Annotated in this window: 14 protein-coding genes; 10 read left to right on the forward strand and 4 right to left on the reverse strand. The window is 58.7% G+C overall.

The window, feature by feature from the left end:
- Window positions 1-643 precede the first annotated feature (643 nt).
- Together NKH54_RS04115 and NKH54_RS04120 are read right to left on the reverse strand one after the other, a co-directional pair.
- The gene (locus NKH54_RS04115; protein WP_023670899.1) at window positions 644-1,780 is read right to left on the reverse strand and encodes an NAD-dependent epimerase/dehydratase family protein; all 1,137 of its coding nucleotides are present in this window, start codon (window positions 1,778-1,780) and stop codon (window positions 644-646) included.
- A 159-nt stretch (window positions 1,781-1,939) separates the two neighbouring features.
- A complete protein-coding gene (locus NKH54_RS04120) occupies window positions 1,940-2,617 on the reverse strand; it encodes a helix-turn-helix transcriptional regulator (protein ID WP_023689781.1) in 678 nt (225 codons plus the stop codon).
- Window positions 2,618-2,871: 254 nt separating this feature from the next.
- Here NKH54_RS04120 and NKH54_RS04125 point away from each other — a divergent pair, with 254 nt between their 5' ends.
- Window positions 2,872-4,590, forward strand: a complete 1,719-nt coding sequence (locus NKH54_RS04125; protein ID WP_353027744.1) for a sensor histidine kinase — start codon at window positions 2,872-2,874, stop codon at window positions 4,588-4,590.
- A 96-nt stretch (window positions 4,591-4,686) separates the two neighbouring features.
- Here NKH54_RS04125 and NKH54_RS04130 read toward each other — a convergent pair whose 3' ends face one another.
- Window positions 4,687-5,364, reverse strand: a complete 678-nt coding sequence (locus tag NKH54_RS04130) for a LuxR C-terminal-related transcriptional regulator (protein ID WP_023670902.1) — start codon at window positions 5,362-5,364, stop codon at window positions 4,687-4,689.
- A 635-nt stretch (window positions 5,365-5,999) separates the two neighbouring features.
- On the opposite strand from NKH54_RS04130, the gene NKH54_RS04135 reads away from it, so the two are divergent.
- The 9 genes from NKH54_RS04135 (at window position 6,000) to NKH54_RS04175 (ending at window position 16,570) form a co-directional block, all read left to right on the forward strand.
- Window positions 6,000-6,728 carry a nucleotidyltransferase family protein gene (locus NKH54_RS04135; RefSeq protein ID WP_023681041.1) on the forward strand — a complete coding sequence of 243 codons (729 nt, stop codon included), beginning with the start codon at window positions 6,000-6,002 and terminating at the stop codon, window positions 6,726-6,728.
- Between the two features lie 49 nt (window positions 6,729-6,777).
- Entirely contained in the window at window positions 6,778-7,929 is a 1,152-nt protein-coding gene (locus NKH54_RS04140) for a DegT/DnrJ/EryC1/StrS family aminotransferase (RefSeq protein ID WP_353027745.1), read from the forward strand.
- A 26-nt stretch (window positions 7,930-7,955) separates the two neighbouring features.
- Entirely contained in the window at window positions 7,956-8,600 is a 645-nt protein-coding gene (locus NKH54_RS04145) for a sugar transferase (RefSeq protein WP_023670905.1), read from the forward strand.
- A 44-nt stretch (window positions 8,601-8,644) separates the two neighbouring features.
- The gene (locus tag NKH54_RS04150) at window positions 8,645-9,649 is read left to right on the forward strand and encodes an SDR family NAD(P)-dependent oxidoreductase (RefSeq protein ID WP_023691489.1); all 1,005 of its coding nucleotides are present in this window, start codon (window positions 8,645-8,647) and stop codon (window positions 9,647-9,649) included.
- Window positions 9,646-10,923, forward strand: coding sequence for a hypothetical protein (locus NKH54_RS04155; protein WP_023821910.1), 1,278 nt, complete (start codon window positions 9,646-9,648; stop codon window positions 10,921-10,923). Before NKH54_RS04150 ends, NKH54_RS04155 begins: the two co-directional genes overlap by 4 nt.
- Window positions 10,910-12,169, forward strand: coding sequence for a polysaccharide biosynthesis/export family protein (locus NKH54_RS04160; protein WP_023714703.1), 1,260 nt, complete (start codon window positions 10,910-10,912; stop codon window positions 12,167-12,169). Before NKH54_RS04155 ends, NKH54_RS04160 begins: the two co-directional genes overlap by 14 nt.
- A 72-nt stretch (window positions 12,170-12,241) precedes the next feature.
- Window positions 12,242-13,156 (forward strand): class I SAM-dependent methyltransferase, encoded by a 915-nt coding sequence (locus NKH54_RS04165; protein WP_353027746.1) that lies wholly within the window; start codon window positions 12,242-12,244, stop codon window positions 13,154-13,156.
- Between the two features lie 334 nt (window positions 13,157-13,490).
- A complete protein-coding gene (locus tag NKH54_RS04170) occupies window positions 13,491-15,203 on the forward strand; it encodes a type I secretion system permease/ATPase (protein ID WP_023815059.1) in 1,713 nt (570 codons plus the stop codon).
- Window positions 15,204-15,274: 71 nt separating this feature from the next.
- Complete coding sequence (locus NKH54_RS04175; RefSeq protein WP_353027759.1) at window positions 15,275-16,570, forward strand: HlyD family type I secretion periplasmic adaptor subunit; 1,296 nt, start codon at window positions 15,275-15,277, stop codon at window positions 16,568-16,570.
- A gap of 289 nt (window positions 16,571-16,859) precedes the next feature.
- Here NKH54_RS04175 and NKH54_RS04180 read toward each other — a convergent pair whose 3' ends face one another.
- Complete coding sequence (locus NKH54_RS04180; RefSeq protein ID WP_352594914.1) at window positions 16,860-18,290, reverse strand: coiled-coil domain-containing protein; 1,431 nt, start codon at window positions 18,288-18,290, stop codon at window positions 16,860-16,862.
- Between the last annotated feature and the right edge of the window lie 109 nt (window positions 18,291-18,399).

The raw sequence follows: 18,399 nt of genomic DNA on the forward strand, positions 1-18,399 counted from the left end.
TTCGGTCGCGCTGCGACACGCCCAGCATGATGCGGCCATCCTGGATTACAGGCTGGCCGCACCTTTCAGAGCTGGTATCCGATACCATGGAGCGCTGGAGTCGATATTTTCTTCGTGATTTCCGGCCTTATCATGGTGCATCCGTCGCGGCAGCTGTTCGCAAAGCCCGGGGGCGCGCGTCTCTTCATTTCCCGCCGGATCGGCGCGCTGTCCCGCTATATTGAGCGCTCACCTCGCTCTACGTTGCGGTAGCGGTGGTCGGCCCCAACTTTCTCAACCAGAGCTAAGTCGACCTCAGGTTTGTAGTCGAATCGTACTTATTCATTCCGGCCAGTCGCCCTGACGGCGTCGTTCAGCCGGTCTAGGAGTTGGGTTGGACGCTCAATTATGAGATGCTCTTTTATGTGCTGTTCACGGCGGCGATCGTGCTGCCCATGCGGTGGGTAGTTACGGTCCTGCTCACGATCCTGGTTGGGATGGTGCTCTCGGGCGCGCTTGCGGCTCCTTTGCCAGAAGCGCCTTTTGGGGGTCGGGCACAGCACAGGACGGCAGCTTGAGCCCCTTCCAGTGCCGGCGTATCCAAAGACGGATTGAAGGCGAGCCGCGACCCTGCCACACCAAGGAAACGGCGGCGTTGTGCTCACTATGCCGTTGCCGGAAGGCCAGCTGGTCGCACCTGTCCGACAGGGCGTGCATGGAATTCCCGATACCATTCCACGAAACGTTGCACGCCGTCCTCCAGTGTTGTCGCCGGTGCGAAGCCAACGGCGCGGCGGAGGTCCCTGACATCGGCGCGGGTTTCCAGGACGTCACCTGGCGGTAAAGGTACGTTGACGCGAACGGCGCGGCGACCAAGGGCCGTCTCGATGAGCGCGATCAGATGGTTGATTTCTTCCGGCCGATCATTGCCGATATTGTAGAGCCTATATGGCGCCGAACTGGTGGCAGGATCGGCAGCGCGACCGTCCCAACCGGGATCCTGACACGGTGGTTTGGCGAGCACGCGAACAACCCCCTCTACGATGTCGTCGATATAGGTGAAATCCCGCCATACGCGCCCGGCATTGGCGATTTCGATCGTTCGGCCCTCGGCGATGGCATGGGTGAAAGTATAGACTGCCATGTCGGGCCTGCCCCAGGGGCCATAGACGGTGAAGAAGCGCAGTCCGGTTACGGGGAAGCCGAACAGATGGCTGTAGGAATGCGCCATGCATTCGTTGGCGGCCTTGGTGGCGGCGTAGAAGCTCACCGGATGATTGGCACCATGATGCTCGGAAAAGGGTATGCGTCGATTGGCGCCATATACGGAGCTCGACGAGGCATAAACGAGATGGCTGACGCCCGCGTGTCGGCAGCCCTCCAGAACGTTGAGAAATGCGACTATGTTTGACTCCACATAGGCATGCGGGTCGACGAGCGAATGACGCACCCCGGCCTGGGCGGCCAGATGCACGAAGTGCGATGGCTGGAATTCGCAGAACAGCGCTTTCACCAGCGACCGGTCCGCCAGGTCGAAGCGCTTCGGCGTGAACCTCGGCTCGGCGCAGAGCCGTGTAAATCGCGCCTCCTTCAGCTTCAGGTCGTAGTAAGGCGTGAAGTTGTCGACGCCGATGACCTCGGCGCCGAGCCGCAAAAGGCGTGACGCAACATGAAATCCGATGAACCCAGCGGCGCCCGTGACGATGATCGGCCCCGTGTGCGTAACGTTCGACGCAGCACCATCCTGCAGCGCGTGAACGATATCCGCCAGCTTGTTGACCTTCGAATCTGCTTCGGCCATGGCAAGTCACTCCCGTTTCCAGGTTCCGCGTTCCGCGCTATCTCGGCAGCGCTTGAACGATCGGAAATGGCGCCGCCGGCCTTGTGATCTACGCGACAGCGCGCTCAATGCGGGCCGCCGCTGTCTGAATCAAAGCGGATGCAGACAGCAGTCGATTTCTCATGGCAAAACCGAAATGCGCCCCAAAAGAGCCACTAGTTCCGCCTGACGCCTCGTGTCGGTCTTGGCGAACAGCGAGGCGAGCTGAGAGCGAATAGTCGTGCGACTGAGATGCCAGCTACGGGCGATCTCCAGGGGCGCGTCGCCATGGGCGAGGCGTAGCGCCAACTGCGTTTCCGCGCTGGTCAAACCGAACATCCTTTGCAACGTGCGAGGGTTGGCCGCCGATTTGTTATCCCGGTCCAGCAATGCGACGACGGTTGTCCCGTCCGGTGTAACGACGCCCGTCTCGTTCATGGTCACCGGCCTGTCGCCTCTGCTGTGGATCACTACCCATGAGAGTGAGCCCGGCTGGAGGTGGACCGGAACATTCGCGACCAGCCGCCTCAACCCGGCAGCAAGCTCGACGGCTGTATCAGTTGCTTCGCCCTGGCGTGCGAGGGTGTCCCGAGCGGCAGCGTTCCATTCTATTACTTTCTTGTCTCGGTCCAGGACGAGATAGCCGCAACCCATACGATCAAGCATGCCGGTGATGGATTCCAGGCTGCGTCGTCGAGATCCGCCGACCCTTGCGTCCGGTCGGTCCACAAGGCTTATCGGCCTTTCGTGGCGGGTATCGTTCAATACAATGTATTGCCTGCCTGCAAGCGCATCGTTTCGCGTTTCAATCAGTGTCATCGCTTCCACCCAACCCATTGCTACTGACGCAAATCAAATCTGATGAAGTTGCTGCTTCAACTTGAATTTCCACATACTGCGAGAAATCTGCGAATGGTTTTTCCGCAGCGTCTCTTGGATATATCTTTCTGAAGAGCGCTCCTGACACCATGATTTTATTCGCCGGCAAAGTCATGGCAATCGGGCATTGGGATTAGGTGCCACCCCTTCGGCCTAGTCTCGACGGACTAGACCGAAAGTTGTAGTCTTTGCGCATGGGTTCGGACCTGCGCTGGCTCAAATCGAATGTGTCGAGCACTACGTGGGCTCATCTAGCTTCGCTTTTGGTGTTTGCAGCATCGATAGCATTCGAGGCGATAAGTACGGTATATGGCGGCCAGCCGTTGCCGCTTGTTGCGTTTATCCCCATAACCGTTGTCATCGTGTATCTTGAGGGCCGTTTTGTTGCCATCGCAGCAACGCTTCTGATGGCGGTCGCCGGCTTGTGGATGCGACACCTGTTGGACGGTCACCTCACTGGTCGAGACTGGACCGGGGCCGTCTTCCTTCTGGGTTCGGGTAGCCTGATCGCAACCGTGTTCCACCGCCTGCGACAAGATCTGCACGGCGCGCTCAGGGTGGCAGAAGCGAGGCTCGCTGCCATCGATGCTGCCGCCTTGGGCTTTGCTAATACCAATCGCCATGGCGAACTGCTGCAGTCGAACAGACGGCTTTTGGAGATGACCGGCTACGCGCACAAGGAACTTGCCCAACTGGAGCTGGAGGAACTCATTTTCCCCGACGATCGAGGTACTGTGCGGAAGCTTTTGCAAGATTTGGGCAATGGGACCGCGTCGGCGACGGATATCCGCGTTTTGCGCAAGGATGGCACGGCATTTTGGGCTCACCTGGCCCTGTCTTCGTCGCGGCCGGACGAGGCGCCAAATGAGAGCGTATTCGTGGTGGTTGACGATATTTCCGAGCGACAAGCGGCACGCGAGGCCCTTCGGGCTCAGAAGGAATGGCTCGATCTCGCCGTATCTGCCGGGCGCCTGGGCACATGGCAAATAGACATTGAGGATGGGACAGTCGCCGGCTCCGGCAAGTTCTGGGACATCCTTGGTCTGCCTCCGGCCCCAGTCCGCCGCTTGGAAGAACTCTCGGCCGTAATCCATCCCGTCGACTGGCCGAAGTTGTCCGCCTCGGCAAAGCCTTCATCGGCATTGAACTTTGACGTCGAGATTCGCGTCCGGCAAGTGGATGGTCACACACGCTGGATTGCATTGCGTGGACGGCAGGAAGAGCACGGCGACCGCAAAATGCGCATCGGGGTGGCGGCGGATCTGACCGAACGTCGACAAACAACTTTGCTTCGCGCCGCCGTAAAGAGACGCGAGCGCATAATGCGCGAAGAGCGCCATCGGTTCAGCAATGTGTTTCCAGTGATTAGAGCTCTGGTCAACATGATCGATACTCCCGACAATGATGTTGCCGAATACAAGGAGATGTTGATCGATTGGATTCGAACACTGGAGGCGACCCATCGCATCCTTTCTCGTCATGCCAACCTGTCAGGGATGCTCCATGAACTCGTGGACCGGGAATTGCAGCCCTTCAAGGAGACACGCGACATTACGATCAGTGGACCTTCCCTCACTGTGCCAAGCGGCGCCGCCGAGGGCTTGGCGATGATCCTTCACGAGTTGACGACAAACTCGGTGAAACATGGTGCGCTGGGTGACCCGAATGGCAAGGTCGAAGTTAAGTGGCGATTTGCATCCGAGGACGAAGGCGACGACCTCGTGTTCGATTGGGTGGAATCGGGCCGACGGAAGAGTTCAAAAGTCGTACGCCGCGGGTTCGGGTCACTGATAATCGGTGTGGACAGCACGCCGCTTGTCGGGCATTCCCCGAATATGGAAATAACCGAAGATGGCCTTCGATATTCGCTGCGTGTATCGCGCAAAGAAATTGAGGAATTTGGACTGCAATAGAGCCCCTCCAAGTCGAAGCCGACCAATTAACCGATGGTGTGGGCCCTTTGCTGCGATTTCCTGCAAGCAAACTCGGGCCGGTTCGAGGGGCATGCGTCAACTCGCCTGTCTCGTAAGCCAGCTTTGGAGCAACACAGCTGCTTCGGTACGGTTTCTAACCCCAAGCTCACGCAGCACGGCTGCGGCATGGATTTTCGTTGTCGCCTCGGCAATGTCCAGATTACGGGCAATCTCCTTATTCGAGTACCCCTCTGCCATCAGCTTGAGGACGTCCTTCTGTCTAGACGTCAGCCTAGCGACGTCGCCCGAGCCCTCGTGCCGGCGGCTGGGATTTTGAACCGGAGGTGGGGGGGCATGCGATCTCTGGTCGGCAGACGTTCGAGATAGCAGAGATGGCACATAGATCCGGCCAGCGAGGATTTCGTTTACAGCCAGCACGACTTCTTCGTCGCTCTGCGATTTGACGATATACCCGTGAAGTCCGATCGAAAGCGCGGTCAGTATCTCCGAGCGGGAATCATCCCCGGAAACGATCGCAAAGCGAGTGTCAGGATAGGCAGCCATAAAGTCGCTGAGCACTTCCTGATGGAACAGCCCAGGCATGTTCAGATCGAGGATCGCAAGATCGATGGACGCCTGCTCCTCTAGAAGATTGACCGCGGCATCGAAACACGAAGCTTCGAATATTTCGGCGCTTGGAATTCCAGCCATGAGTGCCAGCCGGAGACCACGCCGATATAAGCCGTGATCGTCGGCAATGACGATCCGAGCCATGCAACTACCCCAACGCGTTACTCGGTTCCCGACGAGAAAACCCGCTGGAACCTCCCATTCGCCTATGATCGACAATCCGTGGTGGTCCTAAAATGGCGGCCATCCACTGGTCAACGCATCACAGTGATGTCCGCAGCGTCCCATCCACGCACATCCAGAACGTCTAATATAATACTAAATTGCGAAGCTCATCCATAGATTTTTAACCCTGGCGTGCGGTGCCCGTCCGCAAAACGATGCCGGGTTCCCATTTCTGGGTCCAAAGCCAGCTGTTCAGGACCATCGTAATCATGTGACATCTGTTATGTCGCCACCCGCTGTCGCCGGACCTGTAGGCCGGTCCGGCCCTGGCGGATCGCAGCTTTCTTGAAAGCAACTGCTTTCGTTTTTATCGGCGTCATGATCAGTGCCCAATCGCGCTTCTATCGGCTGTTGATCTCGTGGCCATCTAATACCTTGAACGTTTTGAATCCCTACCATTCGAATGCACGACGACAGCCGCCCCGGCTGTCACATACCTTTTCGCATATGATGTTCGGATTGCCGCCGAGGTTTGGCCGGATTTGAGGGTGTGCCCTGGCCGGACAATGGAACACCGATCCCGAACAAAGCCAACTGCAGATCAGGAGGATCGAATGAAAGCGGTGATTCAATGTGGTGGGATGGGTACGCGCCTTCGACCGTTTACATCGGTCCTGCCGAAACCATTAATGCCGATAGGGGCCAGGCCTGTTCTTGAGTTGCTTTTGAAGTGGCTGCGGCGCAACGGCATTGAAGAGGTATATATTACGACAGGGTATCTAGGGCATTTGATCCGTAGCGTCTGCGGCGACGGATCGCAATGGAACTTGAAGATCAAATATACCCAGGAAATGGAGCCGCTCGGCACCGTCGGACCTCTCTCTCTGATTAGGGATGAACTGAACGAAACATTTGTCGTTCTGAACGGCGATGTCCTCACAGATCTAAGCCTGAGCCGGTTTGTAGCCGCGCACCGCTTGCATAGGGATCCCGTTACGATCGCCACGGCGTGCCGTCATATCAAGATGGACTTCGGCGTCATCGACGAGATCGACAATACCGTCCAGCTCTTCCGGGAAAAGCCGACGCTTTCCCATCTCGTCAGCATGGGGATTTACTGCATGAACCCAGATGTCCTGCGGTTCATTCCGTCCGGGATCCCATTTGGGTTCGATGACCTGATGCTGCAGATGATGCAGGGTGGCACGACCGTGCATGTTTACAAGCATGACGGTCTTTGGCTCGACATCGGTCGTGTCGATGACTTCCAGAATGCACAGGCAATTGCCTGGGAAGATCAGTCGTCCTCAATCGAGGTCGCGGCTGCCGCTGCAGCCGCATGAAAGTCTGATGCAGAGGTCTAGCCACTAACAAGGCTTTCAGGAGGTCAAGATGCTCTTGGTGAGCGCCCCGATCCTAGGCGTGCCAGAGAAGGCAGCCCTGTCGCAGGTGATTGATAGCGGCTGGCTTACGATGGGGGACAGGGTACGAGAGTTCGAACTGGCCTTTGCCAGCATGCATGGCGCGCGAGATTGCGTTGCGGTTGGTTCCTGCACCGCAGCGCTCCATCTTCTCCTTCACGCTTTGGGCATCGGCCCTGGCGACGAAGTACTGGTTCCTTCGCTGACGTTCGTGGCGACGGCGAATGCGGTGCTGTATGTAGGGGCGACGCCGGTCTTCGTCGATATCGAGTCCGTCGACGTGCCGTTGATCTCGGTTGCGGAAGCCGAAGCGCGGTGCACGACGCGCACGAAAGCGGTCATTCTCGTTCACTTCGCCGGGTATCTCCCCGATCGGGAACAATGGCAGCGGTTCGCCCGGCTTCGCGGGCTGCATATCATCGAGGACGCTGCGCACGCGCCCGGGCTTAGGGAAGTCGGGACATTCGGCGCCGCGGCCGCGTTCAGCTTCTATGGCAACAAGAACATGACAACGGCCGAAGGGGGCGCCGTGATCGCACGTGACCCCGATCTGCTCGACAGGGTTCGCCTGGCCCGCGGGCACGGAATGACCACGGGGACGCATCAGCGGCTGAACAGTCGTACGCCGCAATATGATGTCACGATGCTCGGGTTCAACTACCGAATGGACGAGATGCGAGCGGCAATAGGGCTGGTTCAGTTGCAGAACCTGCAAGAGTGGAACGAAATCAGGCGTATCATAGCTGTCTTGTACCGACGCCTGATCGCGGACCGTTGCCCAGCCATTGTCATTCCATTTAGCGAACCCCGGACGTCGGCTTACCACATCATGCCGATCGTCCTGCCGCGCTACGCGAGCCGGCAGGATGTCATCGACGAGCTGCGGACACAGGGCATACAGACCACCATCCACTACCCGCCGGTGCACCAAATGACGTTCTACCGCGAGCGCTTTCCCGGCGTGAGTTTGCCCCGAACAGAGGATTTCGCTGAGCGAGAGCTCACAATTCCGCTGCACCCCCAGATCACTTCCGCCGCCGCCGAATCAGTCGTGGCTGCCCTGGCAGCCGCGCTCAAAACAGGCGCGCTCAAAGCAGGCGCCCAAAGAGGAACTGCTGCATGAATGCGTTAGACCCTGCCTTTCACCGGATGTTCGTTCCAAATCCTGATCACGGCTTTGCGAGACGCGCAATCGATCTTGCGGTGGCGGGCATCGCTACCGTCGCATTGGCGCCATTGATGCTGCTGATCGCCGGAGCGCTTCTGCTCGAGGGCGGTGGCTCGATCTTGTTCGCTCAGACCCGCATCGGGGCCGGCGGCCGAACCTTCCGCATGTACAAATTTCGCAAATTCGGTGTGAACTGCGGCTCTCAAGGCCTTGCGCTGACGGTCGTGGGCGATACACGCATGACCACCGTTGGCCGCTTTCTCGCAGCGACGAAGCTGGACGAACTACCGCAGCTGTGGAATGTCCTCAAAGGCGAAATGGCGATCGTCGGCCCACGGCCCGAGAGCCTGGCTTTCGCCGATTGTTTCCGGGGCGAGCTTAGGGCCGTGCTGCAATACAAGCCAGGCCTGCTGGGACCAGCCCAGGTCGTTTTTCGGCACGAAGCGCATTACTTCCCCCAATCCGTAGATCCGATCGTGTTCTACCGGGAAGTCATGTTCCCCGCCAAGGCAACACTGGACCTCTCATATTATCCGCGACGCACCATCGTCTCCGACCTCGCGTGGATGGTGCGGGGAGTGCTGGCAGTGGTCGGTTGGGTTCCGGTACCGCCGATCGACGTTTGAATATCCAAGGGAAGCGTTCCAAACAGCCAAGGGAATGCGCAGTGATGAGCTACAATGGAAAGAAAGTCCTGGTGACCGGCGCGGACGGATTCATCGGTTCGCATGTCACCGAGGCGCTTGTTCGCAACGGGGCAGATGTCACAGCCCTTGCCCTTTACAATTCCTTCGACAGCCATGGATGGCTAGACGATCTGCCGGACACCATCCGCAGCCAGTTGAGGCTCGTCCGTGGTGACGTCCGCGACAGTGCGTTCCTTAACCGGATCATGCGCGGCCAAGCCGCGGTTTTTCATCTGGCGGCGCTTATTGCGATTCCATATTCCTACGCCGCTGCCCAGTCCTATGTGGAAACCAACATCCTGGGCACGGTGAACGTCCTCGAAGCGGCGCGCCTATGGGAGACGGAGCGGGTGATCCATACCTCCACGAGCGAGGTCTATGGAACCGCCCAAACCATGCCGATCGGCGAAACACACCCCCTGCAGGGACAGTCACCATATTCGGCATCCAAAATCGGCGCTGACATGATGGCGGAGTCTTACGCCAGGTCGTTCGATGTCCCTGTGGTCATCATGCGACCCTTCAACACGTATGGCCCGCGCCAGAGTGAGCGCGCCATCGTGCCGACCATTATCCGGCAAGTCCTCGACCCGAAATGTCCTGCGATCATGGTCGGCGATACCAGCCCGATCCGCGACCTGACCTATGTCGAAGACACCGCGACAGCGTTCCTGACCGCAGGTCTCGCCCAGCTCGAGTTCGGCCACGCCTACAACGCTGGCAGCCAACGCGCTGCGACCGTCTCGGACGTATTGGCCATTGTTCTTGAGTTGACCGATTGCAAGAAGCCGGTCCGTCGTGATGAAAGGCGCCTGAGGCCGCAAAATTCCGAAGTTCGCGCCTTGCTCGCCGACTCCTCGCGCTTTGAACGCGAGACTGGATGGCGGACACAGACCAGCCTGCGCGATGGGCTGGAGCGAACAATCACGTGGTGGCGCGAGCGCCTTAGTGAAGGCCGGGTACGGCGCGAAGTGGGTTACATGACATGACCCTGGGCGGCCGTCATGCGTTGGCGCTGTTGCTGGCTGCCGGTGCCATATCTCCCAACATCTACGTTGCCGGTGGCCGTCAAAGCAAGGCAGCGGAGGCGGCGGCCACCGCGGTTGTGGACAACCTGCCGGGCCATGTGCCCGAAACAAGGGATCCTTGGTCTGGCATGGTTTTCGCACGGATCACCAGACCGGGCGTTCTCGGCGGGGCGGGTGTATGCGGGAAGAAGTACTGCACCCACCGTTACTCAAGCGCACAGGCTTGGAATGCCGACCAGAGCCTGCTCCTGATCGCCAATGGCTGCGGTGGCCTGTGCTTTCTCGACGGACAAACCTACTTGCCTTTGTTCCACCGCAACCGCGCGACCGAATGCGAATGGCATCCCACTGATCCCGAGTTGATGATCTGTGTCGGGGGCCGGCAGATTGCGACATGGGCCCCACGTACCGATCATGAGGACGTCGTGTTTGCCTCCGCAGCGTACTCCAACCTCAAATTTGGACCCAACAAAGGCAATCCGAGCCGCGACGGCAGCCGGATTGCGGTGCGTGCAACGAACAATGACGGCAGAGCGGTGGTCTTTGGCTACGATCTAAAGCTACGGCGGAAATTCCCCGATATCGATCTTGCCGAATTCCCGGGAACAACCGGCTCCTGCTCAATCTCACCACTCGGAATCAACATAGTGTGTTCCCAGCAATTACCGGACGGAATTGAAGCGAGTTTCGTCTTCTCCATAGACGGCATATTGCGCCAGAAGTGGATGGAGCACCATCGACCAGGCCATGGCGACATGACGGTCGATTCCGACGGAAGCGAAATCTATGTCGGGATCAGCAAATCGGATCCTGACAAATATCAGGTGATCAAGCGCCGCTTGGCTGATGGCAAGGCTACCTCGCTGATGAAATATGGCGAGGCCATGCATGCGTCACTCAGGTCGCTCGGCAGGCCCGGTTGGGTGTTTCTGAGTTATGGCGGCACGCCAGCCGAACTATCGCAGCACCCGGATTGGGCGCCTTACGCTCAGCAAGTCATTGCTCTGCGTCTAGACGGCAGTGGAGAGGTCCGCCGTGTCGCAGACACGCACAACGCGCCCTTCGACTACTGGAGCGAGACGCATGCCTCTCCCTCTCCGGACGGCTCCCAGGTGGTCTGGTCCAGCAACTGGGGCGTGCCCGGTGGCCCGGTATATGATTTCGTTAGTCGTGTTGAATGGCCTTTGAAGCCGGTGTTCGACCGGAAGGAGATTGTCGCAAATGACCTTCAGTAGACGATACGTTCTTGGCGCAGTCGTGATGATGTCGCTAACCTCGATGGCTTGCGCAGGCGAGGTCGAGCCCTATCAACTCTCACCTGGCGATACGGTCGAGATAGGAATAGCGCCGATCCCTGATCGGACGCAGCGCGCCGTAGTCCAGATGGATGGCAATATCGCCCTTCCGGAGGCTGGAATGATCATGGTCGCAGGCCTGACGGCGTCCCAACTGCAAAGGCGCATGCAAGAGGTCTTGCCAAGCAAGATTTTTCACGTGCGTCTGACTGATGGGCGGGAGCAGACAGTTACTGTCGAGCCCGACGATGTCACAGCGATCATAGCGGACTATCGCCCGATCTATGTAACGGGCGATGTGCTCACCCCGGGACAACAGGCCTACCGTCCGCTCATGACTGTACGGCAGGCGCTGGCCGTTTCCGGCGGCTTCAGTCTTTTGCGATCACGGGCAGGCCAGGCCGGGCCTGATCCGGTTGATCTCAAGCGCGATTACGAAATGCTCTGGGGAGATTACACGAAAGAATACCTTCACGCTGCCCGCATTCGCGCCGAGCTTCAGGGCCAGGCGGATTTCGACAAGAAGACACCACAGGGATCACCTCTTTCGCCGAGCGTTGTAGCCGCGATGGCACAGGCTGAAGCAGAGGCGCTGAAGGTTGCGCTGAGCGATTTCCGGCAGGAACAGGATTTTCTGGAGAAGGGCCGGACGGACGCTGCCGAGCAGATTGACGTTTTGCAGAAACGCGAACGAGTAGAGGGCGAGAGCGTGAAGGCGGATGAGCAAGATTTGGCGCGAGTGACGAAGGCATTCGATGCAGGCAATCTGACCAACACCCGGCTCGCGGATGTCAGGCGCGCGTTGCTTCTGTCTTCAAGCGGCGCGCTTCAAACCTCGGTCGAGCTGATGAGGGCGCGGCGCCAGCAGGAGGACTTTGTCAGACAGCACGAACGCAACGACAATCAAAGGAGGATTGGCTTGCTGACGGATCTGAAGGACACCAACGCCCGGCTGGCGGATGTCACCGCCAGGCTCCATGCCGCCAGCGAGAAGCTGCAGCCGACTGGAGCATCCACACAGCCATTGCCGATTGCCGGCGAAACGGTACGGGCCCAGGTGACCATCGTGCGCAAGATCGGCAATGAATGGCGCAAGCTGTTGGCTGACGAAGATGCCATTGTGCTGCCGGGGGATACTGTCGAAGCCAGATTCAGCAGTGAACTGCAAAGTGTGGCAGTCCAATAGGGCGTCAGCCGCAGTCCGATAAAGCGAGCGAGCTTACTGTTTTCGGGCGAACCCACTGAACGGAGATCCAAGGTGAGGCGCATTTTCAAAAAGGGAGCGACCCTGACACTATCAACGAACGCGGATCAGGTGACGCACTCTGCAAGTTATGCTTCCCATATGCCGTCAGCGCGAATTGTGCGGTCCAGGTCGCGCGCCGGTGAGTCCGGAAATTGGCAGGAATCTACGTCTAGCAAGGAGAGCAATGCGCAGGGCGGCTGGGTGTCGGACGGCTACAGGACCAGCCATTGCGCGCCCGGCTATGGCCTACATTACAACAAAACGCACAGGTCCGGCTACTATGGCGCGCTTTGGGAGAACATCGAAAAGCCCCTGATCCTCGACGTTCTTCGCCCCTTGAGCGGAGCGAGCCGAAACTGCCTCGATTTCGCATGCGGAACAGGTCGCATCGCCGAGGTAGCCGCCGGCCTCTTCAGCGAGGTGGTTGGCGCCGACGTTTCCAGAACTATGCTCGACAGCGCTCAAGTACCGCCCAATGTGAGTTTGCGTCACGTCGACGTGACAAGGGAGCAGTTGGGTATGACGTTCGATGTGGTAACTGCATTTCGTTTTTTCCTGAACGCAGAGGATGAACTGAAATGGCATGCACTGAAGGCGATCAATGAGCACCTGAAAGATGGCGGGCGGCTTGTGTGCAACGTTCACATGAATGCGACGTCGCCCGTCGGCCTGGCGTGCCGGCTGCTCAATCGAGTGTCTGGACGCACAATTCGCCACACGCTGAGCGCAGCGAGGTTCAAGGCCCTCCTGGCTGCCTCGGGATTCACCGTCGAGCAGACGATACCGTACGGTTACCTGCCTCGGCCGGGAAACCTGTTGCCAGGGTTCTGTGAAATGATGATGCAGCCTGTCGAGAAGGCCTGCAGAAGGCTTTGCGTTCCTGGCCAGCTGGCGCAACACTTCCTGGTTGTTGCGAGGAAGCGCTAAAGCGCGAAAATGCCCCGAAAAAGGGCAGGGGGCGGTTTTCTTGGGCCGCTCGCCCGGCATGAAGCCCCGCCCAAATACCATGGAACGGCAGTTTTCCCCCGATTTAACATGTGGGTTCCGGGTTTCTCGGGTCAGCGCCACGATTTTGCTACATTTTGACTAAAGTCCAAGCATGTTAGTGGGGCGTAATATTAGAAGGCTAAGGGGATACGCTCCTGAACAGCAAGAGATTGTCGGTGCCCAGTGGGGCCAGTGAGCTTGCGCAACGATCTCTCACGGGAGGTCGAAACCTATGAACCCTGGTGGAAGGAGTTCGTCGGATCTGCGAGGCGCAATGCTTGGGACCGTGCCTGGCCTGGTAGGCGTCGGCGTCTTCTCGGCAGTCATAAACCTTCTCGCCCTGACCGGCTCGGTCTATATGCTGCAAATTTACGATCGCGTTTTACCTTCGCAGAGCGTTCCGACGCTTGTCGGGTTCACCATCGGAATGCTGGGTCTTTACGCGGTCTACGGGCTGCTGGATTTCGTGCGCCTGCGCCTGCTGGTTCGAGTGGGCAATCGTGTCCATAGGAATTTGAAGCAGAGGGTGTTCGGCCTCTCGCTGTCCTTGCCGCTCATTGGCGGGCAGGATGCGAACCGGATACAGCCCCTCCGTGATCTCGACCAGTTACGCGGCTTCCTTTCCGGAATGGGACCGACTGTTATATTCGACGCTCCGTGGATTCCATTTTACCTGCTGATCATCTATTTCCTGCATCCTGCGCTCGGTCTGTTGTCCACAAGCGGTGCGATCATTGTCGTGCTGCTCACGGTCATGGCGGAAGTTCTTGGCCGCACATCGGTGACACGCGCGTCCGAGACGCTGGTGTCGCAACGCAATCTCGCCGAATCCGGACGCCGCAACGCGGAAGTCGTACGCGCGATGGGCCTTTCCGCACGGCTTGCCCACCGCTGGGGCGAGATCAATAACGCATATCTGCGGCACCAAGAGAGGCTTTCCGACGTCGTCGGCGCCACCGGGGCACTCTCTAGGGCACTGCGTTTGGCCTTGCAGTCCTGCGTTCTTGGACTGGGTGCCTACCTGGTGATAGGAGGCGAAGCCTCGCCAGGTGTGATCATCGCATCCTCCATCTTGCTGGGCCGCTCATTGGCTCCTGTTGACGCCGCTATCGCGAACTGGCGAGGCTTCGCCGCGTTCCGGCAAAGCTATTCGCAACTGGCAACGGCCCTGGCCGCTTTTCCTGACCGGGACGAACATATGGAACTTCCGCGCCCCCAAGCGGAGCTTGCGGTCGAGGACCTGACTATAGCGCCACCGGGCCAGCAAAAACCGACGGTAGCCAATGTCAGCTTCCGCCTGGCTGCAGGGACGGGAATGGCCGTTGTCGGCCCGAGCGGTTCTGGCAAAAGCACGCTTGTGCGCGCGCTGGTGGGCGTCTGGCAGCCACTTCGCGGCACGGTGAGGCTGGACGACGCCTCGCTTGACCAATGGGACCAAGAACGTCTTGGCGCACATATTGGCTACCTGCCCCAGGACGTCGAACTGTTTGATGGAACGGTTGCCGATAACATTTCGCGATTTGGCGGGAAGGGCGACGCCAAGGGCGTGCTTGCAGCTGCCAAGGCAGCGGGCGTCGACAAAATGATCCTGCGATTGCCGAACGGTTTTCAAACTCGCATGGGCGAGGGAGGAACAGCCTTGTCGGCTGGACAGCGGCAACTCGTAGGGCTTGCCAGGGCACTTTACGGCGATCCGTTTCTCGTCGTTCTGGACGAGCCGAATTCAAATCTGGACGTCGATGGCGATACCGCCTTGGCCGGCGCGATCCTGGCAGTGCGCAGACGTGGAGGCATCGTCATCGTAGTTGCGCACCGTCCTTCTGCCCTTACCAACATCGACAGGGTACTCGTAATGTCCAATGGGATGCTTCACGCCTTCGGCTCACGCGAGGAGGTCCTGGCCAACGTCATCCGCCCCTTTGCTGCGCCTGTTGAACGCCCGGCAGCGGCCGTCGCGATGCACAAAGGGGTGAGCGGTCACGCATGAGGAATATTTTTTTGTCTGAGGCGACGATGGCTCCATCGGCCCCGATCGGCAATGGGAGCCGGCGCAACGCGATGATTTCGGGCACGCGCGATGGAATCGGGGCCAACCTGATCCTGGGTGCGGCGGTCACGGTTATGTTGCTTGCCGGCGGCGGGCTCTGGCTCGGACTGACCAAGATTGCTGGCGCGGTAATTGCGCCGGCGACCGTGGTGATCGAGAGCAACATAAAGAAGGTCCAGCATCTGACGGGCGGCACGATAGGGGGCATCTTCGCGCAAGATGGGGATCATGTACGGGCCGGCGATGTGATGGCACGATTGGACGACACGCTGACACGGGCCAATCTGCAGATAATTAGCAAGGATCTTGATCGGGCAACGGTTCGGCTTGTGCGGCTGGAGGCAGAGCGGCAAGGCCTGTCGGAGATGCAGCTTCCGTTCAGCCTTCAAGCGCGAATGGGCGAGCCGGAGCTGGCTGCGCTGGTGAGCGGTGAGCGCACGCTGTTCGACAGCCGCGCTACGGCCCTCAAGGGGCAGAAGGCACAGTTGCAAAGCCGCTCAAAGCAACTCGAACGCCAAGTTGAGGGCCTCAAGGCGCAACAGACCGCGGAAGAACAATCCGTGGTCCTGCTGGATGGCGATCTTGTCGATGTACAGGCGCTTTTTACAAAGAAACTGGTGTCCAAAGAGCGACTTAGCAACATCAGACTGGATGCCACCCGGGCGCACGGAGAATCAGGGCGCCTCGCGGCGGCAGTTGCCGAGGCGCAGGCCCGGATCAGCGAGACCGAATTGCAGATTCTTCAGCTCGATGAACAAAGGCGTAGTGACGTGACGAGCGAACTTCGTGAAACGGAAGCCAAGCAAACCGAACTCAGCGAGCGCAAGGTTGTGGCACAGGACGAACTGGCCAAAACCACCATCCGCGCTCCGCAATCGGGAACGGTACAGGAATCTTCCATTCACACGATCGGCGGCGTGATTGCCGCGGGCGAGGTTCTCATGATGATTGTCCCTGACACCGGCAACCTTGTCGTCGACGCGCTGATTGCGCCGTCGCGCATAGATGACGTTCGTCCAGGTCAGCGGGTCTCGATCCGGTTTCCGGCTTTCGACGCCGGCACTACGCCTGCCTGCCAAGGGTCTGTCAAGCGCATCTCGGCGGACCTGATAAAAGATCAACAGCGCCAGCTTTCTTATTTCTCGGCGCGCATCAATGTCGAAGACAAGTCCACCTGTCTGACCGATGCCAAAGTGCTCAAACCCGGTATGCCAGCGGAGGTTCACATAAGTACGGACGAACACAGCGTCTGGTCTTATCTGCTGAAGCCGCTTACCGACCAGATGTCGAGGGCTTTCCGGGAATGACATGGCGGCTGCGAGCGGTCGACCGCGGGAACACGGCAGGCGTGCTTGCTGACATATTAGGGTAGGCGACGTGATGCCACAGGGGTGACGCCTGCGGCCGACGCGCGAGGCTCGTCTGGGACATTGTCCCGGCTACAAGGATGCCCCAACAGGATTTTCCTGGCCGCCTCACCAAGTCCTGCCCCGACAACAGCGTTAGTGTCCTGTCATCTTTTGCGCAACAAACAGCGCATACCGTTCCACGATCATCGACATGGGCAATTGCCTCACGAGGAGAGGTTCTTTGCTCCTACGACGCGGCGAGGGCCCTGCGGCGGACACGGCGTGCGGCATGCACCGTTCGGTCTGCAGTCACCGCTACATTTGCCACGTCAGATGTATGCGGCAAGGCGTTCGCGCTTCCATGCGACCTCTTGTAGGGCAGCAATTCCCTGACCCGAGCATTGACCGAGGCAATCTCGACCCGCAAGTCCTCGCATTCCTGCCGTCTCACATCGAGTTCAATCTGATCGGACGCCTGCTGCATGGACAGCTGTGCAAAATCTGCGGCGATCTTGGAAAGGTTCACCTTGTTGGTTTCGGCCTCCTCGGTGAGTGCGGCCAACCTTTCGTCGGTCACCTGTTTTTCGGCCAGGGCGTCGCTCCATTGTAGCTGGAGCCTGGCGATCTCGGCCGCGGCCTCGTTGTTTGCGTTTGAGGCGAGTTCGAAGCGCGATTGGAGACTTTGAATTTCTGAGCGCAATCCTCGGTTCTCAGCCTGGCAGCGTTTAAGCTCGCCATCCATGTCCGCCTGCATAATCCTGGCTGCTTCGGTCACCTCCCATAGCTTCGCCTGCGCAACCTCGAGTGAGGTGTGCAATTTGATTGCCTCTTTTTCGCTCTTGCCGAGCGCACTCAGCATTTCGGAATTTCGCGCAGCTTCGTTGGCATGAATCGTGGAGAAGGCATCCAGCCTATGCCGTGCCTCTTCCTCCCGCTTCATGGCCTTTTCCAGGTCAATAGACAGGCTCACATTCTTTTCACGCAGCTGTTTGTTCTCTCGGGAGCGCCTGTCGGCCTCGACATTTGCGGCGGCAAGCATGTTCGTGAGGTCGCCAAATTCCGCTTCGTTCTTTGTGGTGGTGTTCGCCGCTTCGACCAGCTCCAGCCTTGCCGCGGCCAACGCGCCACGGAGCACTTCACACTCCTGAACAAGGCTTGCCTGGCGCTGCTGCAATGTCTCGACGGTGCCTTGACGCTCACAGTACCGTCTGTTCAGGTCATTGAGTGTTTCCGACAAGTTCCTTTGATCTGCGATCAGATTTTGATTCGCCAACTCCAGTTCGTTGGCACGGAGAATGTCCGCGTGAAGGATGTGAAAAAACTCGAACGTCAGTTGACATGTGCTTGTAATTTCAGAGATTTTTGCGTTGATTTCCTCGAAATGGAGCTTGGCATCGTGGAACAAGCCGTTAAACGAGCTCACGGCAGCAATTCGGCTCTGCGTATGTGAGGTCATCCGATGCGCTGGTATCGGCGAGCTATCATCGTCGTCGCCGGCACCGTCCTCGCTTGGTACGCTGTCATCCTGTTCGTTGTTGTCGCCTGCCATGTTTGGCACGTCGGCGACATCCTCCAAATCGAGGCACTGGTCGACAGCGTTAGCCAAGTCAGCTTCGAGATCGTCGAACGACCTCTCCACATTGTCCTCGGCGCGTCTGATCAAATCCCTGAACTTCATGACTTCATCCCCTGCAGCCGCATGCCCGGAACCATTGAGGCACGAGGACTGAGATGCTTTTGTATCGAGAGCTCAACTCAGCGTCTTCGTTCAATCAAACGATGCCAGG

Source organism: Mesorhizobium sp. M1004 (assembly GCF_040318795.1).
Lineage (GTDB): Bacteria > Pseudomonadota > Alphaproteobacteria > Rhizobiales > Rhizobiaceae > Mesorhizobium.